Here is a 22,286-nt window from a genome sequence, read left to right on the forward strand (position 1 = left end):
CAGGACTGTGGTTCATCTCACCTGGGCGACACTCCGATGAACCGTCGAGCGGAGCCCGTCGTCGGCATAGGCATGACTGCAACATCGCATCTCACATCCCCGTCGCGGGCCGTCCAGCGTGGGCACGGCGCGCCGCACATCGCCGGCGCCGCGGTGGCCTTCACCTCGCACCGTTACAACCAGGACGAAGTCGCCCGCGAGCTAACCGAATTCACCGACCCGCGGTTTATGCGCTTCGCGCAGACGACGGGGGTCGATCACCGCAGCCTCGCGCTGCCGCTCTCGCGTTACCCACGACTGAGTGGCTTCACCGAAGCGAACGACGCCTATCTCGAGGTCGCCGTCGACCTCGGTGAACGGGCGATTCGTTCGGCGTTGGCCGAGGCGGACATCGAACCGCACGAGGTGGACACCATCGTGATGGTTTCCAGCACCGGCATCGCGGTGCCCACCATCGACGCGCGACTGATGACCCGAATCGGTCTGCGGCCCAACATCAAACGGGTCCCGCTGTTCGGCCTCGGTTGTGTTGCCGGGGCCGCCGGGATGGCGCGCGTGCACGACTATCTGCGTGGCTACCCCGGGCACGTGGCCGTGCTCCTGTCGGTTGAGTTGTGTTCCCTCACGCTGCAGCGCGACGACACCTCGATTCCCGCCCTCATCGGTGTGTCGTTGTTCGGCGACGGCGCCGCCGCCGTGGTCGCCACGGGCGCCGACCGGATTCCCGCGGGCCACAACGGCCGCCGAGCCCCGCGCGTCCTCGGGACCCGCAGTGCCGTGGTTCCGGAGACGGTTGACGTCATGGGTTGGAACGTGGGATCGAGCGGGTTCCAACTGGTGATGTCGCGCGACGTGCCGAAGATGGCCGACACCTACTTACGGGAAGAGGTCGACGGTTTCCTTTCCGACCACGGCTTGTCGCTCGCGGACATCTCGGCCTGGGTGTGTCATCCCGGCGGTCCGAAAGTCCTCGACTCGATCGAGGACGCGCTGGAGCTACCGCCGGAGGCGTTGATTCACAGCCGAAACTCCATGCGCGACAACGGCAACATCTCCTCGGCATCCGTGCTCGACGTGCTGCGCCGAACGGTCGCGGAGCCGCCGGCCGAAGGAAGCTTCGGGGTCATGCTGGCGATGGGTCCCGGTTTCAGCTTCGAGCTGCTGCTGCTGCAATGGTGAGGGGCGAGGCCGTGTACTACTACCTGTTGATTCTGGCGATCGGCGGCGAACGCCTGGTCGAGCTGGCGGTATCGCAGCGAAACACCCAATGGTCACTCGCGCACGGGGGCAAGGAGTTCGGCCGGGACCACTACCCGGCGATGGTCAGCATGCATGCGCTGCTGCTGGTTTCGTGCGTCGTGGAAACCTGGGCGCTCCACCGGCCGTTCATTGCGTGGCTGGGCTGGCCCATGCTCGCGGTCGTAGTTGTCAGCACAGTGGTGCGGTGGCGCTGCGTGAGCGTCCTCGGCAGGCGTTGGAACCCAAGGCTCATCGTGATCCCGGATGCTCCGCTGGTTCGCGACGGGCTCTATCGGTGGGTTCGCCACCCCAACTACACGGCCGTGACGGCGGAGGTGGCGGCGCTGCCGCTGGTTCACTCGGCGTGGCTGACCGCAATCGCGTTCACCATCGCGAACGCGCTCGTGCTGAGGGTGCGCATCCGGGCGGAGAACGCCGCGCTGGGCCTGGTCTGAGGACCGCCCGCGATATCAGGGCGCGATGGGGCGATTCGTCCACTCGCGGTCGGGCCGGCGCGACGAGCGGAACCAACCGCCCGCCGCGCCGGTACCGCCGTCGGTCGGAATGGTGTGGCCGGTGACGAAGGCCGACAGGTCGGAAGCCAGAAACAGGATGGCGTGCGCCTGATCCTCGGGCACACCCATCCGGCCGACCGGGACCCACTGCGGCCACCGGGTCTGCTCGTCGGCCGACAGCCACCGGGAGTAGGGCACCTGGAGGGATTCGGTGACGTCAGGAGCGATCGCGTTGACCCGCACCCCGTGCCGGCCCACCTGAACCGCAAGGCTGCGGGTGAACTGGATGACGGCGGCCTTGAAAGCGGCATAGACCGGATCCTCCGGGTAGCCGCGCAGGCCCTCGACGGAGGAAACGTTGACGATCGCGCCGGCCCGCCGGGCCACCATCGACGGCAGGAACGCGTGGGTGACCAGGAAGACGTGGTGCAGGTTGATCCGGTACAGCTCGTCCCAGAACTGGGCGTCGGTGTCGACGAAATCTCCCGGATGGCGCAGCCAGTGGCCAACGTTGTTGACCAGAACGTCCACCCGGCCATAGCGGTCCAACACCGATCGCGCCAGGTCGTCGACCGCGTCCGCATCACGGACGTCGGTGACCACCGCCACGGCCGATCCACCCGAGGCCGCGATGTCGTCGACGGCGCCCGCGGCAAGTTCGCCGTCGATGTCGACGATGACCACGTGTGCGCCATGCCGAGCGAACACCCGCGCGGTGGCCGCGCCGATGCCGCCGCCACCGCCCGTCACCACCGCCACCCGGCCGCCGAGCAGCGGCTCAGCGCGCGTTTCGTCGCTCATCACTCATATCTTGGCGGACGGGGCGGATATCGGCCGGAAATCGACCAGGCCAGGGGCGGCAAGCCGCCGGAAAGTCTGTCCTATACCCATCCAGCCGCGCCGATAAACCGTGATGTACCCAACATTCGCGCCCCCTTCACCCGCAGTTTTCCCGGGCCGTGGAGGGGTACTCCCTCCCCACTTAGGAGGGATTGCATGGTTAGCACCGCCGATCCACGTCGCGTATTACCAAGTCGCGCAATGAAGAGGCGAGTCCACCATCGCCACAGTCCGCAGTCGGTTGCGGTCTCGCTGGCCAGCCGGCTGATCGTGAAGAACACCGTGCGCGCGTGGGCATTCACGCCGAACCTGCACTGGCCGTTCGAATACGTGGACGGGCTGGCGGGATTGGCGCCGCGTCTTGGCATCTCGGCGGACATCGAACCGGTCCGGCTGGAAAACTGTGCCGCCGAGTGGGTTTGCGCACCCGGCGCGTCGACCGATCGGGCGATCCTCTATCTGCATGGCGGTGCGTTCCTGACCTGCGGACTAAACACGCATCGCTCCGTGGTTACGCGTCTTTCGAAAGCCGCGGACGCCGCGGTGCTGACGGTCGGATACCGAAAGCTGCCCACGCATCAGATAACCGATGCGATCGACGATGGAATGAGCGGTCTGCGCTGGCTGCAGGATCGCGGCTTCGACGGTGACCAGGTAGTGGTTGCCGGCGATTCCGCCGGGGGGTATCTCGCGTTCATGACCACGCTGCTGGCCATCAGCAGTGAGCTGATGAGACCGGCGGGGATCGCGACGATCTCACCGTTCACCGACGCCGACCCGGTGCGAAAGTTGAAGCACCGCAACGCGCGTAAATGTTCGATGTTCACCCGCGGGGCTTTGTCGATGTTCGCTCAATACCTGAGCCAGGCGCAGCTTTTGGAGGGGCGCGGCGATTCCACCGTCGCCTCACCGGTCGACGCCGATCTCTCGTCGTTGCCGCCGGTGACCATCCACGCCAGCTCGGACGAGCTGCTCCTGCCGGATGCCGAAGTCATGGCAAAGCGCTTGGAAGCCAGCGGAATCCCGTGCGATCTGCACCTATGGGATGGACAGATCCACGATTTCCCGCTAGCGGCGGACATCCTGCCCGAGGGGCGACGGGCCATCCGCTACATCGGGGATTTCATCAAGGACGTCACCGCAGTGCGGGAGCCGTGGCGGCGTAACCTGTACACGGCCACCGCCGCGGCGGGTTAGCAGAATCCCGAAATCAACTGCGGCACAGGCCGATTCGGCGATGGCGCGCCACGCCCACCTGCTTGTCGGCGCCCTCGGGCCGGGCTCCATCAGCAGCGTCTCGCGCTGCTCCTCGGAGTCGGGCGAGGGCGTCTCGAGCGGCACGCGACTCCAGGGACCGTCGGCGGGCGGAACGTCGGCCGTGGCGCGCAGCTGCTCCGCGGCATCGGCGACGGGAACATCAACCCGAATACCATCGTCGCTCTCGCGATTGGGCGCGGCGTCACCCGCCGCCCACCGGGCGAAAACGAAGGCCGACACGTCGCGTCGTGGCTGGTGCCGGGGCCCGGCCAAAATTCGGCGTCCTGATTCTTGCGGCTGCCGATACAGTTGGTCCTGATGAGCCGACCAGCCCCGCCCGTGTTGACCGTGCGGTACGAGGGATCCGAGCGCACGTTCGCCGCAGGCAACGATGTTGCGATCGGGCGTGACCTTCGGGCCGACGTACGCGTGGCACATCCCCTGATCTCCCGCACCCACCTGATCGTCCGATTCGACCAGGGCCGATGGATCGCCGTCGACAACGGCAGCCTGAACGGGTTGTTCGTCAACCATCACCGCGTGCCCATGGTCGACATCCAGGACGGCACGCGTGTCAACATCGGCAATCCGGACGGTCCGGCGCTGACCTTCGAGGTCGGCCGCCACCAGGGCTCGGCCGGGCGGCCCCCGCTGACGACGTCGATACCGATCGTCAACCCGGCCAGCGTGGCGAACCCCCGGGCGTCCCAGACCCAGCCGCCCGGTGCGCACTGGCCCGGCCAGCCCCAGCAGTCGCCGTCCGCCTCTTTCCGCCAGCCCACGCACCAGCCCAGCGGACCGCAGCAGGTCCACCCGCCGAGCGGTTCCATGCCGAGCTATCCGTCCGCCCCGCAGCCCCGATACCCGACCGGTGGCCACCCCGCGGCACCACCCAGCGGACCGCAACAGGCCCCGCACATTTACCGCTCGTCGCCGGTGAACGTCCCCCCGGCCCACGCCCAGCCCCCGGCGGGGCCGGAGACCGGCCGCGTCGGCGCGGATGCGTCGAACCTTGCGACATCGATGATGAAGATCCTGCGTCCCGGCAAAGCCGCGGTGGAGTCGACGCCGGGTGCGATCAAGATCGGCCGGGCGAACGACAACGACATCGTCATTCCCGAAGTTCTGGCGTCCCGCCACCACGCCACCCTGATCCCGACGCCGCACGGCACCGAGATCCACGACAACCGCAGCATCAACGGCACCTTCGTCAACGGCGCACGGGTCGACTCGGCGGTGCTTCGCGACGGCGACGTCGTCACGATCGGCAACATCGACCTGGTCTTCGCCGGCGGAACGCTGGCCCGCCGCGACGAGAGCGCGACCGCCACGCCCACGGGGGGTCTGGACGTGCGCGGCGTGAGCTGGACGATCGAGAACAACAAGACGCTGCTGGACGACATCTCGCTGGGCGCGCAGCCCGGAACGCTCACGGCCGTCATCGGCCCCTCGGGTGCGGGCAAGTCGACGTTCGCGAGGCTGGTCGCGGGATACACGCACCCGACCAGGGGCACGGTCGCGTTCGAGGGCCACAACGTGCATGCCGAGTACGCCTCGCTGCGCAGCAGGATCGGCATGGTCCCCCAGGACGACGTGGTGCACGGGCAGCTGACGGTGCAGCAGGCGTTGATGTACGCCGCCGAGCTGCGGCTGCCCCCGGACACCACGAAGGACGACCGGGCTCAGGTGGTGGCCCGGGTCCTCGAGGAACTCGAGATGACCCAGCACCTGCACACTCGGGTCGACAAGCTCTCCGGTGGCCAGCGCAAGCGAGCCTCGGTCGCCCTCGAGCTGCTGACCGGACCGTCGCTGCTGATCCTCGACGAGCCGACCTCGGGGCTGGACCCGGCGCTGGACCGCCAGGTGATGACCATGCTGCGGCAGCTCGCGGACGCCGGACGTGTCGTGCTCGTGGTCACCCACTCGCTGACCTATCTCGACGTCTGCGATCAGGTCCTACTGCTGGCGCCCGGAGGCAAGACCGCCTTCTGCGGGCCGCCAAGCCAGATCGGGTCGGCCATGGGCACGACGAATTGGGCCGACATCTTCAGCACGGTCGCGGGCGACCCCGACGGGGCGAAGGCGCGCTACCTCGCCCGCACGGGCCCCCAGCCCCCACCGCCCCCTGCGCAGCAGCCCGCCGATCTCGGCGACCCGTCGCACACCAGCCTGTTCCGGCAGTTCTCCACGATCGCCAGGCGGCAGGTCCGGCTGATCTTCTCCGACCGCGGCTACTTCGTCTTCCTGGCCGTGCTGCCGTTCATCATGGGCTCGCTGTCCATGTCGGTGCCCGGCACCGTCGGGTTCGGCATCCCCAATCCGATGGGGGCGGCCCCCAACGAGCCCGGCCAGATCCTGGTGCTGCTCAACGTCGGCGCGGTGTTCATGGGGACCGCGCTCACCATTCGCGACCTGATCGGCGAACGCCCGATCTTCCTGCGCGAACAGGCGGTTGGCCTGTCGACCAGTGCCTACCTGATGGCGAAGGTCTGCGTTTACACGATTTTCGCGGTCATCCAATCGGCGATCGTGACCATCATCGTGTTGCTCGGCAAGGGCGGTCCGACCCAGGGGGCGGTGGCGCTGGGCCGGCCGGGTCTGGAACTGTTCGCCGACGTCGCGTTGACGTGCGTGGCCTCGGCGATGCTCGGGCTGGCGCTGTCGGCCATCGCCAAGTCGAACGAACAGATCATGCCGCTCCTCGTGGTGGCGGTCATGTCGCAGCTGGTTTTCTCCGGCGGCATGATCCCGGTAACCGGGCGGCTCGGGCTGGATCAGATGTCCTGGGCGACCCCGGCGCGCTGGGGTTTCGCGGCGTCGGCCTCCACCGCCGACCTGACCAAATTGGTGCCCGGTCCGCTCAGCCCGAAAGATGCCCACTGGCGGCACACGCCGGGTGCATGGTGGTTCGACATCGCCATGCTGGTGGTCATCAGCGTGTTCTATCTGAGCTTCGTTCGCTGGAAGATCCGGCTCAAGGGCGGCTGAGGCTCCGCCGGCTGAGGCCCGATCAGGCTCCCTTGCGGATCACCTGCTCCGCTGCGGTCCGCATGCGGTCGGACAATTCCAGGAGCGCATGCTCGCCAACACCCAGCGGCAGGGTGTACGCCAGTTGCCGCAATTCGACGGCATAGTTGCGCATGTCTTCGCGGAGGCGGGTTTCAACAGTGGGCATGACTTCTCCCTCAGGCTGCGGCTGGGCAGAGTGCCTGGTCAGCGTCGACCGGCCGATGTAAAAAGCTTGGCAGCCCCTCCGCATATCTGCGAGGGCGACGACGCGAATTAACGGGAGTTTGACAGCGTCTTTACAGCCGGAGCGTCCCGATCGCGCCTCGCGCCGATCGCGAAACCCCCGGCGCGATCTCGCCGTGGAGTTACGCTGGCGCTGCTTGGTGGAAAGGCTTCCCAGAAAGGCACAGGCGCCGGAATGGATTTCGAACTCGACGGCGGGCAGCGCGCCTGGCTCGCCGAGGTCCGCGAGTTCCTCCAGGCCAACGTCACCGCGGAGCTGCGGGCCGAACTCGCCGAGCACGACCTGGAGTTCCCCGACGGCGAGGTCGCGCGGTTCCGCCGCAGGATCGGGGAGAAGGGCTGGTTCGGTCTGAACTGGCCGGCCGAGTACGGCGGACTTGGCCTGAGCGCCATCCACCTGCATCTGCTGATGAGCGAGTTCGAGTACTGGGGCGTGCCCGGGCCCGACCTGACGGTCACGTCCGTCGCGCCGATGATCATGCGGCACGGCACCGAACGGAACAAGTCCGAATGGCTGCCGCTGATCGCCAAGGGCGAAATGATCTGCGCCGTGGGCTATTCCGAGCCCGACGCCGGCACCGACCTGGCCAGCCTGCGCACCAGCGCGGTGCGCGACGGCGACGACTGGGTCATCAACGGCACGAAGACCTGGAACAGCGGCGCGCAGCGCGCCACCCACGAGTGGCTCTGCGTGCGTACCGACCCCAACGGCGTTCGGCACCGCGGCATCTCGGTCATCATCGTCGGAATCGACAGCCCCGGCGTGACTATCCGCCCCCTCTACGCGTGGTCGGGGTACCGCACCAACGAGGTGCACTTCCGCGACGTCCGGGTGCCGGTCACCAACCTGGTGGGCGAGGTCAACCGCGGCTGGACGTACATCACCGGCGCGCTCGACCTGGAACGCGGGGCGCTGACCAACGCCGGCGACCTGCGCCGCGCCGTCGAGGAGCTGCGTGAGCTGGCGCGAACGCCGCGTCGCGACGGCACGGTGCCCGCCGACAGCCCGTCGCTGCGGCGCCGGCTCGCGGAGGCCGAGGCCGACGTGGCGGTGGCCACGCTGATGGGTTACGAGGCCGCGTCCATGCTCGACAGCGGCGTCATCCCTTCGGTGGAGGTCAGTGTCGAGAAAGTCTTCACCAGTGAACTGCGCCAGCGCATCGCGTTGCTCGCGCTCGATTTGCTTGGCCCGGACGGTTTGTTGGCGCACCGCAGCCAAGGGTCCCCGCTGGGCGGCAAGTTCGAGCGGCTCTACCGGGCCGCGCCGCTGATGCGGTTCGGCGGCGGCACCAACGAGGTGCTCCGCGACGTCATCGCCCAGCGCGGGCACAAGATGCCCAGCTATGGGCGCTGACGCATGAAAGCGATACCCACCGCCGAACAGCGCGAGTTCGCCTCCTCCTTGCGCGCCCTGCTGGCGGCCGAGAGCCCCGTGTCGTCGGTACGCGCGCTGAACGACCCGGACGCGGACCGCCACACCCCGGCGCTGTGGAAGGCACTGACCGACGCGGGCGTCCTCGGGCTGGCCATCGCCGAGGAATACGGCGGCTCGGGCGGCTCGCTCGACGATCTCGCCGTCTTCTACACCGAGGCCGGTCGCGCGCTGTGCCCGACGACGGTTTACAGCAGCATTCAAGCGGCGCTCGCGGTGGACCAGCTCGGCTCCCCGAAAGCCAAGGACACCTGGCTGCCGCCCCTGGGGCGCGGCACCATCCGCGGGGCCACGGCGCTCTGGAGCGCCCGCGACGCCGCCGTGGTGTCGGCGCCGCTGCGCGCCGACCCCGTGTCGGGGCAATGGCGGTTGAACGGCACCGTGGACTACGTCGCCGACGCCGACGTCGCCGACGTGATCGTGATTTCGGCTGCGGCGCAAGACCGTACGTGTGTCTTCGTCGTCGATGCCCACGCGACGGGGGTGGCCGTGGAACCGCTCGCCGTGGCCGGCGGGAGCCGGGCGTTCGCCGTGCGCTTCGACGACGTCATGGTCGCGGCCGAGGCGCAGCTCTGTGAGGTGTCCGAATTGGAACTGCGCCGGGTGGCCAATGCGGCGGTGGCATTGGGATCGCTGGACCTGGTGGGAGTCGGGCAGGCGGTCATCGACCGCACCGTCGACTACACGACCCTGCGCCACCAATTCGGCCGGCCCATCGCCTCTTTCCAGGCCGCCCAGCACTTGGTCGCCGACATGCACATCGCGCTGGCGGCGGCGCGGTTGGCCGCGCATGCGGCCGTCTTCTGGATCGGGCGCGGCCGCACGGGGACGCGGGAGACCGCGATCGCGCGCATGCACGCCGCCACCGCGGCCCGGCTGATCACGTTGGACGCGCACCAATTGCACGGCGGCATGGGGTATGTCACCGAAACCGACCTGCACCTGTGGACCGAGCGGGCCCGGTTTGGCTCGACGTGGGGCGGCGGGGCGGACGTCGCCGCATCGTGGCTGGAGGAGACCTTGGAATCAGGAGAGAGCCGGTGAGTGAGGACAGCTTGATCGACGCCGAATCGGCGTCGCGCGTCGGCACCGTTGCCGCCACCGCGACGGGGGAGGTCAATCGGCGCGACTGGCAACGCTGGGCGGCGGCGGTCGGCGACCACAACCCCTTGTGGTTCGACCCGGAGTACGCCAGGGCCAACGGCTTTCGCGACATCATCTGCCCTCCGCTTTTTCTGCAGTACGCCGTGCTCGGCGTCGCGCATCTCGAGGCGCTGCGGCCCGACGGCTCCTCGGGCGCGGTCTCGGGCAGCCTCGCGTTCCCCCGCGCCCCCAAGCGGATGGCCGGTGGCGAAAGCTTCACCTTCCACCTGCCCGCCTACCACCGCGACGACGTCGAAATGGTGCGCAGCATCGAGTCCATCGTCGAAAAGCAGGGCCGCTCCGGCAGATTCGTGTTGGTCACCTGGCAGACGGTGTACCGCAACCAGCATCGAGACCTGCTCGCCGAAGCGTCGACTTCGATGATCGCGCGTCCCTAGGAGCTTCATGGCCGGCCAAGTTTTCTATGAGGACGTCGAGGTGGGTGACGCGATGCCCGAACTCACCGTGACCGTCGACGAGACGCAGCTGTTCTTCTTCAGCGCCGCCACCTACAACGGCCACCGCATCCATTACGACAAGGACTGGGCGCGCACGGTCGAAGGCTACGACGACGTGCTGGTCCATGGTCCGCTGCAGGCCGCGCTACTCGGCCGGGCGATCGGGGACTGGATCGGCGGGCGTGGCCGGCTGGTGTCCTTCTCCGTCCAGAACCGCGCGGTCGCCCATCCCGGCCAGCCCCTGAGCTTCGGCGGCACGGTCACCGCCAAACGCCTCTCCGACGAAGGCGCCGGGTTGGTGGACCTCGACATCGCCGGCCGCCGCGAGGCGACGGTGCTGATGCCGGGCACGGCGACGGTCGAACTACCACGCCGCGGCACGCCTCGGGGAGCCGATCAGTGACCGGTCTGCGGGGCGAGGCCGCGATCGTCGGCATCGCCGAGTTGCCGGCGCAGCGGCGGCCCACCGGCCCGCCGCTGTTCACCCTCGACCAGTACGCGCTGCTGGCCAAATTGGTGATCGAGGACGCCGGCGTGGACGCCGCGTGCGTCAACGGCCTGCTGACCCACGGCATCGCCGAGTCGGCGATGTTCGCGCCCGCCACCCTGTGCGAATACCTCGGCCTGCCACTCGATTTCGGTGAGCGCGTCGACCTGGGCGGAGCCACGGCGGCGGGCATGATCTGGCGGGCCGCGGCCGCCGTGGAGCTCGGCATCTGCGACGCGGCCCTTGCCGTGGTTCCCGGATCGGCTTCGCAGCCGCAATCATTAAAGCGGCCACCACCCACACCAAACTGGTATGGCGCGTCATCGAACAACTACGGATCGCCGCAAGCGGAATTCGAGATCCCGTACGGCAACGTCGGCCAGAACGCGCCGTATGCGCAGATCGCCCAGCGCTATGCGGCCGAGTTCGGTTACGACCCTGCCGCGGTGGCCAAGATCGCCGTCGACCAGCGCACCAACGCGTGCGCCCACCCGGGTGCCGTCTTCCACGGGACCCCGATCACGGTCGACGACGTTCTCGCCAGCCCGATGATCGCCGACCCCATCCACATGCTGGAAACCGTGATGCGGGTGCACGGGGGAGCGGGCGTGCTCATCGCCAACGCCGACATCGCCCGGCGCGGCCGCCACCGCCCGGTGTGGATCAAGGGCTTCGGCGAACACATCGCCTTCAAGACCCCGACCTATGCCGAGGACTTGCTGCGCACCCCGATCTCCCGCGCCGCCGACCGGGCGTTCGCGATGGCCGGCCTGAACCGGTCCGAGGTGGACATGGCGTCGATCTACGACTGCTACACCATCACCGTGCTGATGAGCCTCGAGGACGCCGGCTTCTGCGCCAAGGGCGAAGGGATGTCCTGGATCGCCGGCCACGACCTGACCTACCGCGGCGACTTTCCGCTCAACACCGCCGGCGGCCAACTGTCGTTCGGCCAGGCCGGCATGGCCGGCGGCATGCACCACGTCGTCGACGGTGCCCGGCAGGTGATGGGCCGGGCCGGCGATGCGCAGGTGTGCGACTGCCACACCGCTTTCGTCACCGGCAACGGCGGCATCATGAGCGAGCAGGTCGCCCTGCTGATGCGGGGGGACTAGCGATGAGCATCCCCGTTCCCGAGCCGACGCCGGTGTCGCGGCCGTTCTGGGACGCCCTGGCCCAGCACCGCATCCTGGTGCAGTACTCACCCTCGCTGGGGCGCTACGTGTTCTACCCGCGCACCCTTGCGCCGGGAACATTGGCCGACGACCTGGAATGGCGCGAAATCGACGGCGCCGGAACGCTGTACACGTTCACGGTCGCGCGCAGGCCCACCGGACCGCCCTGGGCCGATTCGCTACCGCAGCTGCTCGCCGTCGTGCGGTGGGACGCGGGACCGAAGTTCAGCACCGAGCTGGTGGAGGTCGACCCTGCCGATGTCCAGATCGGCATGCGGGTCGAGCCGGTGTTCTACGATCTGCCCGAAGACGGGATCACCCTATTGAAGTACCGGCCGGCGTGACCGACTCAACGAGGAGCTCGGGAGGTGTAGATGGACGATCCGTTTGACGGCGTCCAGGCGATGCTGCGTGAGTTGGACGCGGGATTCCCGCCCGTCGAGACGATGACCGCCGAACAGGCCCGCTCCGCGGTCGCCCAGCGACGTCAGCCCGTCGGCAACCTCGACGACGTCCACCGCACCGAGGACCGGGCGATCCCGGGCCCCGCCGGCACCATCCCCGCGCGGGTCTACTACCCGCACGGCGGGCCGCAGGACGACCGCGCCGCGGTCGTGTTCTGCCACGGCGGTGGATTCGTCTTGTGCGACATCGAGTCCCACGATGGCTTCTGCCGGGCACTGGCCCGCGGCGCCCAGGCCGTCGTCGTGTCGGTCGGCTACCGCCTCGCGCCCGAACACCCGGCCCCCGCGGCCGCGCTGGACGCCTTCGCGGCGTTCTGCTGGGTGGTCGACCACGCGGCCGAGCTCGGCATCGACCCGGCGCGGACCGCCATCGCCGGTGACAGCGCCGGCGGCAACCTCGCCGCGGTAACCGCCATCCTGTGCCGTGAACGTGCCGTCGCCGGGCCGGCCGCGCAGCTCTTGATCTATCCGGTCATCGATCCGTCTTTTGACACCGACAGCTATCGACGCTGCGCCACCGGCTACTTCCTCACCAGCGCCGCCATGCAGTGGTATTGGGGCCAATACCTCGGCGCCCAAACGCTTTTGGGCGAGCCGCACCTGGTGGCGCCGGCCCGCGCGGAGTCGCATGCCGACCTGCCGCCCGCGGTGATCGTCACCGCGGGCCTCGATCCGTTACACAGCGAAGGTTGCGGCTACGCGCGCCGGTTGCGCGATGCGGGGGTGCGCGTGGTGCACCGCGACTTCCCGGACCTGTTCCACGGCTTCCTGACCATCCCGTCTTTCCCGCCGGCGGCCTCCGCGCGCGACCTGATCTGCGCCGACCTGCGGGAGTTACTCCAGCCCACGCTCTGCGAGTCGACATGACGCAAGCCGACATGGTGGTCATCGGCGCGGGGTTCGCCGGGCTCTACGCCGTGCACCGGGCCGCGTCGGCGGGCCTGTCGGTGATCGGCCTGGAGGCGGCGCCCGACGTGGGCGGCACCTGGTACTGGAACCGGTACCCGGGCGCCCGGTGCGACGTCGAAAGTGTCGACTATTCCTACTCGTTCGACGAGGACCTGCAACAGAGCTGGACGTGGACCGAACGCTTCGCCGCCCAACCGGAGATCCTCGCCTACCTGCGACACGTCGCGGACCGGTTCGATCTGCGTCGCCACTACCGATTCGGCGTCGACGTCGTCGGCGCCGCATTCGAGGAAGGCCAGTGGCGGGTCCGCGCCCGGGACGGACAGACCTACACCGCCCAATTCCTCATTTGCGCGACGGGCTGTCTGTCGGCCGTCAACCGCCCCGACATCCCCGGCGTCGACGATTTCGCGGGCGAGGTGTACTTCACCGCCGCGTGGCCGCGCGACGACCCAGACCTGCGTGGCAAGCGGGTGGGCCTGATCGGCACGGGATCCTCTGGTATTCAAGCGGTCCCGATCGTCGCCGCGCAGGCGGATCGGCTGGTGGTATTCCAGCGGTCCGCGAACTACAGCATCCCGATGCCCAACCGCCCCTGGACTCCGCAGGAGCAGCAACGGATCAGGGAGGAATATCCCGAGCGCCGCCGCGCCTCGGCCTACGCGGCCTCGGGCACCCCGCACGGCACGTACCACAAGAACGCGGTCGACACCGAACCGCAGGAACGCGCCGAGGCGCTGTGGCGCCGCTGGCGCGAGGGCGGCGTGCTGTTCGCGAAGACGTTTCCCGATCAGAATTCCGACCTCGCCGCGAACCACATCGCCCGGGAGTTCGCCGAGGAGCGCATCCGCGAAATCGTCGCGGACCCCGTCGTGGCTACCGACCTCATCCCCGTCGACCACCCGATCGGGACGAAGCGAATCTGCACCGACGGGGGCTACTACGCCGCGTTCAACCGCGACAACGTCACGCTGGTGAACCTGCGCCGCGAGCCCATCGAGGCGATCACCGCCGACGGCGTGCGCACCAGCGCGGCGACCTATCCCTGCGATGTGCTGATCTTCGCCACCGGCTTCGACGCGCTGACCGGCGCGCTGACCCGCATCGACCCGGCGGGGCCCACGGGGGTCCGACTGCGCGACGTCTGGGCCGACGGACCCCTGACGTTCCTCGGCCTCATGGTGCCCGGCCTGCCGAACCTGTTCACCATCAGCGGCCCTGGCAGCCCCTCGGTGCTCGCCAACATGGTGCTGCACGCCGAGGTGCAGGTCGACTGGGTCATCGGCCTGGTGCTGACGGCCCGCCGCCTCGGCGTGACGGAGGTGGAGCCGCGCCGCGACGCCGCCGAGGCCTGGACCGACCATGTCGCGCAGGCGGCCGAGGGGACGCTCTTCCCGAAAGCGGCATCGTCGTGGTACCTGGGCGCCAATATCGAAGGCAAGAAACGGATTTTCATGCCGTACGCCGGTGGGTTCGGCACCTACCGGCGCCACTGCGAAGATGTGGCGCGTCGCCACTACGCCGGGCTGGTGCTGACCACGCGATGATCGAGACCGTTCAGCAGCTGCTGCGGCAACGTCGCGACGACGACACCCCGGCCGTCGCCGCCGGCGAGCGCACCTGGACGTGGCGCGACCACCTCGCCGAGGCCGAGGCGGAGGCCGCCGCGCTGATCGGGATCGCCGACCCGGCGCGTCCACTGCACGTCGGTGCCCTGCTGCCCAATTCCCCGGCGATGCTGCGCGCCATGGCCGCCGCCGCGCTGGGCGGCTATGTGCTGTGCGGGATCAACACCACGCGGCGCGGGGCCGGGCTGCTCGCCGACATCCGGCGCTCCGACTGCCAACTGTTACTCATCGACCCGGAACACCGCGAACTGCTGGATGGCCTGGACCTCAACGGGATTCAGGTGCTGGACGTGACGGGCCGGCGCTACGCCGAACTGGTGGCCGTCGCGCCGCCCCTGGTTCCGCACCGCGAGGTCACCGGCGGGGACACCTTCATGATGATCTTCACCTCGGGGACCAGTGGTGATCCGAAGGTCGTCCGGCTCGCGCACGCGATGGCGGTCATGTGCGGTGCCAGCCTGATCTTCCAGTACGACATAACCGCCGACGACGTCTGCTACCTGTCGATGCCGCTCTTTCACTCCAACGGCATCGCCGCCGGGTGGGCGGTCGCGATCGGTGCGGGCGCCACCATGGTCCCGGCCCGGTTCTCGCCGTCACGCTTTCTCGACGACGTGCGCCGCCACCGCGTGACCTACCTCAACTACGTCGGCAAGCCCCTCGCGTTGATCCTGTCCACCCCAGAGCGGCCGGACGATGCCGACAACACGCTGCGCGTGGCGTTCGGCAACGAGGCGACGGACCGCGACATCGCCGAATTCGCAAGGCGTTTCGGTTGCCGGGTGGTGGACAGCTTCGGTTCCAGCGAGTTCGCGGTCATCGTCGTCCGCGAGGACGGCACCCCGCCCGGATCGATCGGCAAACCGTATGCGGGAGTAAGCATCTACAACCCGACGACGTTGCGGGAGTGCGCGGTCGCGGAATTCGACGAGCACGGGGCGCTGACGAACTTCGACGACGCGGTCGGCGAGCTCGTCAACACCCAGGGCGCCGGCCCGTTCGTCGGCTACTACAACGACCCGGCCGCCACCGCTCAGCGGATGCGGCACGGCATGTACTGGTCGGGCGACCTGGCCTACCGCGACGCCGAGGGCTGGATCTACCTGGCCGGCCGCACCGCCGATTGGATGCGGGTGGACGGCGAGAACCTCGCGTCGGGGCCGATCGAGCGGATACTGGAACGCCTGCCGGAGGTGAGCCAGGTCGCGGTCTACGCGGTGCCCGACGAACGGGTGGGTGACCAGGTGATGGCCGCGCTGGTGCTGCGCGGCGAGGCACGGTTGGAGCCCGACGCCTTCGCCAGCTTCCTCGCCGCGCAACCAGACCTGTCGCCCAAGGCCTGGCCGCGGTACGTGCGCATCAACGCCGAGCTGCCGACGACGGCGACGAACAAGATCCTCAAGCGCGCACTGGCGGCCGCGGGCATCAGCGCCGAGGGTGGCGTGTTGTGGGCGCGCCCGGCGCGGGGGACGGCCTACCGTCAGCTGACGGCTTCGTCGGCCTGAGCCGATTCGGGAACCTCCTGCGGCGCTTCCCCGAACCGCGCCAGCACGAGAGTCGCCGACACGGCCACCGCGAAGCCCGCGATGACCAGCCAGCCGAGCCCGTCGCGCGCGCTGTCGCCCAGCCACACCGCCCCGACGAACGCGGGCGCGATGGTTTCGCCGACGACCATCCCGGCGACCGCGGTGGTCACGGACCCGCGGTGCAGGGCGGAGGTGAGCAGCAGGAAACCGGCCGCCCCGCCCGCGGCCGCCGCGTAGAGCGCCGGATTGGTGTAGAAGGCGCGTTTGGTCGGATCGATGACGTCGATCAACCGCACGCCGACCTCAATGACCCCGAAGCCGGTCCCGGCCGCCAGCCCCAGCGACAGCGCGCGCGGGCGGTCCGGCAGCCGGCCCGTCACCGCGCCGGCGATGAATATCGCGGCCACCACGCCCAGCAGGGCCCACCCGAGACCGGCCGGGGCATGCCGAAAGTGCCCGGGCCCGGCCGCGAGTGCGAGCACGACGAGGCTCGCACAGACCACGCCCACCGCGGTCCATTCGGACGGAGACAGCCGCGCCGACAGCAGCCAGGCGGATGCGATCCCGGTGACGGCGATCGAGGCGGCCAACGCCGCGGCGACCACGTAGATCGGCACCAGGCGCAACGCCGCCACTTGCAGGAGGAAGCCGACGCCGTCCAGGCCGACGCCGACGAGGTATCGCCACTGCCGGGCGGCGCGCATCAACAGCACGGTATCGACGCCCGAGCCGCTGCCGGCTTCCACCGATCGCGTCGCCGCCGCCTGCAACACCGATGCGGTGCCGTAACAGACCGAGCAACCCAACGCCAGGAGGAAGCCGATCAGCACACCTCGAACAATAGGCGTCGGCGAAGAGCGGTGCTGCCGAGCGGCTGGCTGAGAATTCTCTGAACAAATGTTTGGGCGGCGTGCGGTCCGGGCACGTCACACGTACGCATGGCGTCAGCTCCGGATATCCCGCGATCGGTGATAGTGAACAGCCGTGCGTTCTATCTATGGCCATTGAATGTCTGTCGAACAATGCACTACAAGGCAATTCGAAGCAGATGTTTAAAGTGAGTGTACAACTGTGTACTCTGACGGCATGGCTGAACGAGGCGCCCAGCCCCAGGTTCCGCGGGGACGACGGTTGTTCCTGCGGGCGGTGCGGCGCTTGTTCAGCCCGCTTCAGCCCGACGACTACCTCGAGATGATCAACCCGCTGTGGACCACCAAGGAACTGCGCGGGAAGGTCGAAGCCATCGAGCAGCAGGGCTCGGAAGCGGCAAGCGTTCTGATCCGCCCGGGATACGAATGGCCGGGCCACAAGCCCGGTCAGTACGTGCGGCTCGGCGTGGTCATCGACGGTGTCTACCACTGGCGCGCGTACTCGCTGACTTCGGATCCCGTGCCCAAAGACGGCCTTATCAGTGTCACGCCCAAGCGGGTCGACGGCGGCGCCGTGTCGCCGTATCTGGTGCACAAGATTCAGCCCGGCGACCTGGTGCGGCTCGGCGAGATCGAGGGTGTTTTCACGCTGCCGGAGCCCGTGCCGGACAAGATGCTGTTCATCAGCGCCGGCAGCGGCATCACGCCGATCATCAGCATGCTGCGCAGCCTCGATAGCCGCAACGAGATGGGCGACGTGGTGGTCATTCACTCCGCGCGCACTCGTGAGCAGACCATGTTCCTCGAGGCGCTCGAAGAGCTCGCCGGCCGCCACGACGGGATGCGGCTGGACCTGCGCCTCACCTCCGAACAGGGGCGACTGACCCCCGAGGACCTCGACGACCTGTGCCCCGACTGGCGCGAGCGCGAGGCGTTCTGTTCGGGTCCCGGCGAGATGCTCGACGCCCTGATCGAGCACTGGGAAGAGAACGGGGATCGCGAACGCCTGCACTTCGAGCGGTTCCAACCGAAGATCGGCGGCGACGCCAACGCCGGCGAGGGCGGCACGGTCTGCTTCCTCGACAGCGACAAGGAAGTCGAATGTGACGGCGGCACATCGATTCTCGAGGCGGGGGAGAAGGCCGGCCTCAACCTCGCGTTCGGTTGCCGGATCGGCATCTGCCACACCTGCGTCGGCACGCTGAAGTCGGGCAAGCTGCGCGACCTGCGCTCGGGCGACGTGATCGAACCGACCGAACAGGACGTCCGGATCTGCATCAATACCGCCGAGGGCGACGTCGAACTCGAACTCTGATCGAAAGGAGCGGCTCGTGACAACTGCCGTGCAGAAGGCCGGGGAGAGCCCGCTGTCCCGACTGGGGGAACAAGAACTCGAAAAGCTCGCGAAGGAATTCGACGCGATCCACGACGACGTGTTCGCCGATCTCGGCGACCGCGACCGGCGTTACATCAAGAACGTCATCTCGGCACAACGTCAGATCGTCGTGGCCGGCCGGGTGCTGTTGCTGGCTTCACGCTCGAAGACCGCGTGGTTGCTGGGCACCGCCTGTCTCTCCATGGCCAAGATCTTGGAGAACATGGAGATCGGTCACAACGTGATGCACGGGCAGTGGGATTGGATGAACGATCCCGACATCCACTCCTCGGTGTGGGACTGGGACACGGCGTCGACCGCCGAGTCGTGGAAGCACTCCCACAACTACATCCACCACACCTTCACGAACATCCTAGGCAAGGACAAGGATCTCGGCTACGAGATCATGCGCATCGACCCCAACCAGAAGTGGGCCCCGCGGTACCTGGGCCAACCGATCTACAACCTGCTGCTGACGCTGCTGTTCGAGTGGGGCGTCGCCGTCCACGACATGGACATCGACGCGATACGCAAACGCGAGAAGCCGTGGTCGGAGGTGCGCAAGGACCTCAGAGGCATCGGCGTCAAAGCGCGTGCCCAGATCTACAAGGATTACCTCGGGTGGCCGGCCATCAGCGCCGGGGCCTTCGCACTCACCCAACTGGCGCTGCGCGGACGGCTCGAACAGCCGGCGCAATCCCGCGTCGCCAAGCGGCTCCGCAGGGTGTCCAGCGGCCGCCGCGTCGGCGCCGCGGCGAAGTTCCTCGACAAAGTCGCGCCCGGCGTCGAAAGCACCTACCTGCGCACCCTGACCGCCGACGCGCTGGCCAACGTCATCCGCAATGTGTGGGCGCACGCGATCATCTTCTGCGGCCACTTCCCCGATCAGACGTACACGTTCACGCAGGAAGAGGTCGAGAACGAAAGCCGCGGCGGTTGGTATGTACGCCAATTGCTCGGCGCCGCGAACATCGATGGCAGCCCGCTGTTCCACATCATCAGCGGCAATCTCGGTTATCAGGTCGAGCACCACCTCTACCCGGACATGCCGAGCAGTCGGTACTCGGAGATCGCCCCGCAGGTCAAGGAGATCTGCGAGCGCTACGAGTTGCCGTACAACTCCGGCCGGTTCGGCAAGCAGTGGGCAATGGTGCACCGCAGCATATTCCGGCTCGCCTTCCCGGGCGGTAAGCCCCGGCCGAAGCCGGGCCCGTACCACGGCAACGTGCACCGGCCCGACCCCGAGCGGCCCAGCGAAGGCACCCGGTTCCGCGACCGTGTCCCGGCCGAACACCCGGCCGCGGGCCCCGAACACGACTCCAGCGGCGTCGAGGTGCAGCCGCCACCCCGCGGCAAGGACTGACGCGCGGCGCCGGGTGTAGGGCCCGCGCTCGGCGCTGATCCGCGATATGAACCAGTTCCGTCGGCCGATCGTGGATGATCATCGATGGTGCAGGGCATCCGCGGGTCCGACAGCGAAGAGACCGAGCCGGCGACCGATTCCGCCGGTTTCGGATTTCCCGCGCGGCTGTGGAGGTCGCTGGACGAGCACCCGCCGCCTGGTGTCAGGCAGGCACAACGGTGGCGCAGCCCGCTTCGGGGTCCGTGGCTGACCTCCGTGTTCGGTTCGGTGCTGCTGGTCACGCTGCCGATCGTCATCATCACCGGCCTGCTCTCCTACATCGCCTACGGACCTCGGTTCGGCCAAGCCATCCCGGGTGACGTCGGTTGGCTCAAGCTGCCGACGTTCGATTGGCCCACCAACCCGTCATGGTTGTACCGGCTGACCCAGGGGTTGCACGTCGGGCTCGGGCTGGTCCTGATCCCGGTGGTGCTGGCCAAGCTGTGGTCGGTGATCCCGCGACTGTTCGCGTGGCCGCCCGCCCGATCGATAGCCCAACTGCTGGAACGGCTTTCGTTGCTGATGCTGGTCGGCGGCGTCCTGTTCGAGATCGTCACGGGCGTGCTGAACATCCAGTACGACTACATCTTCGGTTTCAGCTTCTACACCGCGCATTACTTCGGCGCCTGGGTGTTCATCGCCGGATTCGTCGTGCATATCGCGATCAAGATCCCGACCATGTGGTCCGGCCTGCGCTCGATCTCGGCGCGTGAGGTGCTGCGCACCGGGCGCGCCGAGACTCGCGCGCAACCGTGGGAGCCGGACGGGCTGGTCGCCGCGGACCCGGAGCCCGCGACGATGAGCCGCCGCGGTGCCCTCGCGCTGGTGGGCGGTGGCGCGGTGTTCATGGCGGTCATCACCGCGGGGCAGACGCTCGGTGGCCACGCGCGTCCCGCGGCCCTGCTGCTTCCGCGCGGGCGCAGCCGCGGCGACGGACCATCCGACTTCGAGGTCAACCGGACCGCGGCGGTGGCCGGCATTTCCTCCGAAAACACCGGCGAACGCTGGCGGCTCACGCTGAGTGGAGGATCCCACGCCGTCGTGCTCGATCGCTCCGCCCTCCTGGCCTTGCCGCAGCACACCGCCACGCTGCCGATCGCCTGCGTGGAAGGCTGGTCCACCACCCAGACCTGGACAGGGGTGCGGCTGGCGGACCTGGCCCGGCTCGCCGGCGTTCCCGCGCCGGAGTCGGCGCATGTCTCGTCGCTGGAGCGCTTCGGCGCATTCGGCAGCGCGACCTTGCAGGGGAGCCAGGTGCTGCACCCCGATGCGCTGCTGGCTTTGCGTGTCAACGGCGCCGACCTGTCGCCGGACCACGGCTTCCCGGCGCGGATCATCGTGCCGGCGCTGCCTGGGGTGCACAACACCAAATGGGTGGAGTCGATAGCCTTCCGGTCGGCCGCAAATGCGTAGCGCCCGAGCGGCTTTCGTACGGCTCTATGGCTCTCGCCCGTGGCATCTGCTGACCTTGATCGCCGGGCTCGCGCTGTTGGCGTATGTCGTGGCCACCATCAAACCGGTCGCGCTGTGGAACCCCCAGGTGTGGTGGCAGTCGATCATCGTGTGGTTCGCGGCGGCCATCGTCGCCCACGACCTGGTGTTGTTTCCGATCTACGCATTGTTTGACCGGCTGCTGTCGCGGTCCGTCGTCCGGCTCGCACCGCGGGGTGTGCCCGTCATCAATCACATCCGGGTGCCCGCGCTGGGCGCCGGCCTGACGCTGCTGGTCTTCCTGCCCGGCATCATCAAGCAGGGTGCCGCCACGTATTCGGCCGCGACCGGCCAGACGCAGGATCCCTTTCTTGGCCGCTGGCTCCTGCTGACCGCCGCGATGTTCGGGGCCAGCGCCGCGATCTACGCGGTCCGCGTGGTGACTGCGCCCAGACGCACCGGGGCGGCACCCGACCTACATGTTGGCGATGATCTGTAGGCGCTGGGCGCTGTATTCGGTGTCGGTGATGGCGCCCCTGGCATGCAGGTCCTCGAGTTGTTTGAGGCGGTCGTAGAGCGGCGGCTCGGGCCGTGGGAGCGGGACCGGGTGAGCGTGGATGCCGCCGGTATGCGGCATCGAGCCGCCCTTGGCGGTCCATCCCGAGCTCAGGTCAATGAGCCGCAGGGCGAACAGCACGCCGGCGCCGGTGATGGGCAGGCCGAGGTAGAGCATCCACCCCAACGGCACGCCGGCCCGGCTCAGCGCGAAATAACGCGTCAGCAGGACCAGCGCAAGCATCCCGCCGGCCAGCAGCACCACGGCCTTGCTTTTCATCCGCCATGAACCTCCGTGTCGGTCGCTGCGGGGCGCAGCGGTGGTGTGG

The 22,286-nt window shown here is 68.5% G+C and carries 21 protein-coding genes; 17 read left to right on the top strand and 4 right to left on the bottom strand.

Going from position 1 to position 22,286, the window contains the following annotated elements; translation table 11 throughout:
- Nucleotides 1-72: 72 nt before the first annotated feature.
- Both A5697_RS00080 and A5697_RS00085 read left to right on the top strand, forming a co-directional pair.
- Complete coding sequence (locus A5697_RS00080; RefSeq protein ID WP_082953166.1) at nucleotides 73-1,179, top strand: type III polyketide synthase; 1,107 nt, start codon at nucleotides 73-75, stop codon at nucleotides 1,177-1,179.
- Nucleotides 1,173-1,694: an isoprenylcysteine carboxyl methyltransferase family protein gene (locus tag A5697_RS00085; protein WP_067949309.1), complete on the top strand. Its 522-nt coding sequence runs from the start codon at nucleotides 1,173-1,175 to the stop codon at nucleotides 1,692-1,694. The genes A5697_RS00080 and A5697_RS00085 overlap by 7 nt, the downstream gene beginning before the upstream one ends.
- Nucleotides 1,695-1,709: 15 nt before the next feature.
- Here the strand turns inward: A5697_RS00085 and A5697_RS00090 are convergent, their stop codons facing one another.
- The gene (locus A5697_RS00090; protein ID WP_067949307.1) at nucleotides 1,710-2,555 is read right to left on the bottom strand and encodes an SDR family NAD(P)-dependent oxidoreductase; all 846 of its coding nucleotides are present in this window, start codon (nucleotides 2,553-2,555) and stop codon (nucleotides 1,710-1,712) included.
- Nucleotides 2,556-2,750: 195 nt separating this feature from the next.
- Between A5697_RS00090 and A5697_RS00095 the strand changes: the two genes are divergently transcribed.
- Together A5697_RS00095 and A5697_RS00100 are read left to right on the top strand one after the other, a co-directional pair.
- Nucleotides 2,751-3,791 (top strand): alpha/beta hydrolase, encoded by a 1,041-nt coding sequence (locus A5697_RS00095; protein ID WP_067949305.1) that lies wholly within the window; start codon nucleotides 2,751-2,753, stop codon nucleotides 3,789-3,791.
- Between the two features lie 378 nt (nucleotides 3,792-4,169).
- Complete coding sequence (locus A5697_RS00100) at nucleotides 4,170-6,839, top strand: FHA domain-containing protein (RefSeq protein WP_197500863.1); 2,670 nt, start codon at nucleotides 4,170-4,172, stop codon at nucleotides 6,837-6,839.
- 22 nt (nucleotides 6,840-6,861) lie between these two features.
- On the opposite strand, the gene A5697_RS27930 is transcribed toward A5697_RS00100, so the two are convergent.
- Nucleotides 6,862-7,026 (bottom strand): hypothetical protein, encoded by a 165-nt coding sequence (locus tag A5697_RS27930; RefSeq protein WP_197500864.1) that lies wholly within the window; start codon nucleotides 7,024-7,026, stop codon nucleotides 6,862-6,864.
- 252 nt (nucleotides 7,027-7,278) lie between these two features.
- On the opposite strand from A5697_RS27930, the gene A5697_RS00105 reads away from it, so the two are divergent.
- From A5697_RS00105 to fadD1, 9 genes are read left to right on the top strand one after another with little or no spacing between them, the layout of a single operon-like run.
- On the top strand, nucleotides 7,279-8,457 hold the full coding sequence (locus tag A5697_RS00105; protein WP_067945383.1) for an acyl-CoA dehydrogenase family protein: 1,179 nt from the start codon (nucleotides 7,279-7,281) through the stop codon (nucleotides 8,455-8,457).
- Nucleotides 8,458-8,460: 3 nt separating this feature from the next.
- Complete coding sequence (locus A5697_RS00110) at nucleotides 8,461-9,579, top strand: acyl-CoA dehydrogenase family protein (protein ID WP_067945385.1); 1,119 nt, start codon at nucleotides 8,461-8,463, stop codon at nucleotides 9,577-9,579.
- Entirely contained in the window at nucleotides 9,576-10,076 is a 501-nt protein-coding gene (locus A5697_RS00115; protein ID WP_068006902.1) for a MaoC family dehydratase N-terminal domain-containing protein, read from the top strand. The genes A5697_RS00110 and A5697_RS00115 overlap by 4 nt, the downstream gene beginning before the upstream one ends.
- 7 nt (nucleotides 10,077-10,083) lie before the next feature.
- Nucleotides 10,084-10,539, top strand: a complete 456-nt coding sequence (locus tag A5697_RS00120) for a MaoC family dehydratase (RefSeq protein ID WP_068006904.1) — start codon at nucleotides 10,084-10,086, stop codon at nucleotides 10,537-10,539.
- Nucleotides 10,536-11,738, top strand: coding sequence for a thiolase family protein (locus A5697_RS00125; protein ID WP_067945391.1), 1,203 nt, complete (start codon nucleotides 10,536-10,538; stop codon nucleotides 11,736-11,738). The genes A5697_RS00120 and A5697_RS00125 overlap by 4 nt, the downstream gene beginning before the upstream one ends.
- Before the next feature lie 2 nt (nucleotides 11,739-11,740).
- Nucleotides 11,741-12,142, top strand: a complete 402-nt coding sequence (locus tag A5697_RS00130) for a Zn-ribbon domain-containing OB-fold protein (RefSeq protein ID WP_068006906.1) — start codon at nucleotides 11,741-11,743, stop codon at nucleotides 12,140-12,142.
- 30 nt (nucleotides 12,143-12,172) lie between these two features.
- The gene (locus A5697_RS00135) at nucleotides 12,173-13,129 is read left to right on the top strand and encodes an alpha/beta hydrolase (protein ID WP_067945395.1); all 957 of its coding nucleotides are present in this window, start codon (nucleotides 12,173-12,175) and stop codon (nucleotides 13,127-13,129) included.
- Entirely contained in the window at nucleotides 13,126-14,718 is a 1,593-nt protein-coding gene (locus tag A5697_RS00140) for an NAD(P)/FAD-dependent oxidoreductase (RefSeq protein WP_067945397.1), read from the top strand. Before A5697_RS00135 ends, A5697_RS00140 begins: the two co-directional genes overlap by 4 nt.
- Nucleotides 14,715-16,304, top strand: a complete 1,590-nt coding sequence (fadD1, locus tag A5697_RS00145) for a fatty-acid--CoA ligase FadD1 (protein WP_067945399.1) — start codon at nucleotides 14,715-14,717, stop codon at nucleotides 16,302-16,304. The genes A5697_RS00140 and fadD1 overlap by 4 nt, the downstream gene beginning before the upstream one ends.
- Here fadD1 and A5697_RS00150 read toward each other — a convergent pair.
- Entirely contained in the window at nucleotides 16,280-17,155 is an 876-nt protein-coding gene (locus A5697_RS00150; protein ID WP_231971924.1) for a DMT family transporter, read from the bottom strand. The two genes, fadD1 and A5697_RS00150, sit on opposite strands and share 25 nt — an antisense overlap.
- 256 nt (nucleotides 17,156-17,411) lie before the next feature.
- On the opposite strand from A5697_RS00150, the gene A5697_RS00155 reads away from it, so the two are divergent.
- The 4 genes from A5697_RS00155 to A5697_RS00170 all read left to right on the top strand — a co-directional run bounded on the left by A5697_RS00155 (nucleotide 17,412) and on the right by A5697_RS00170 (nucleotide 21,901).
- Nucleotides 17,412-18,509, top strand: a complete 1,098-nt coding sequence (locus A5697_RS00155) for a ferredoxin reductase (protein WP_068006915.1) — start codon at nucleotides 17,412-17,414, stop codon at nucleotides 18,507-18,509.
- Between the two features lie 16 nt (nucleotides 18,510-18,525).
- Nucleotides 18,526-19,932 carry an acyl-CoA desaturase gene (locus A5697_RS00160; RefSeq protein ID WP_068006918.1) on the top strand — a complete coding sequence of 469 codons (1,407 nt, stop codon included), beginning with the start codon at nucleotides 18,526-18,528 and terminating at the stop codon, nucleotides 19,930-19,932.
- Between the two features lie 84 nt (nucleotides 19,933-20,016).
- Nucleotides 20,017-21,384, top strand: a complete 1,368-nt coding sequence (locus A5697_RS00165) for a molybdopterin-dependent oxidoreductase (protein ID WP_231971925.1) — start codon at nucleotides 20,017-20,019, stop codon at nucleotides 21,382-21,384.
- Nucleotides 21,377-21,901 carry a hypothetical protein gene (locus A5697_RS00170; RefSeq protein WP_067945407.1) on the top strand — a complete coding sequence of 175 codons (525 nt, stop codon included), beginning with the start codon at nucleotides 21,377-21,379 and terminating at the stop codon, nucleotides 21,899-21,901. The genes A5697_RS00165 and A5697_RS00170 overlap by 8 nt, the downstream gene beginning before the upstream one ends.
- Here the strand turns inward: A5697_RS00170 and A5697_RS00175 are convergent.
- Nucleotides 21,878-22,237 carry an SHOCT domain-containing protein gene (locus tag A5697_RS00175; protein ID WP_067945409.1) on the bottom strand — a complete coding sequence of 120 codons (360 nt, stop codon included), beginning with the start codon at nucleotides 22,235-22,237 and terminating at the stop codon, nucleotides 21,878-21,880. The two genes, A5697_RS00170 and A5697_RS00175, sit on opposite strands and share 24 nt — an antisense overlap.
- Between the last annotated feature and the right edge of the window lie 49 nt (nucleotides 22,238-22,286).

This window comes from Mycobacterium sp. E3251 (assembly GCF_001666835.1).
GTDB lineage: Bacteria > Actinomycetota > Actinomycetes > Mycobacteriales > Mycobacteriaceae > Mycobacterium.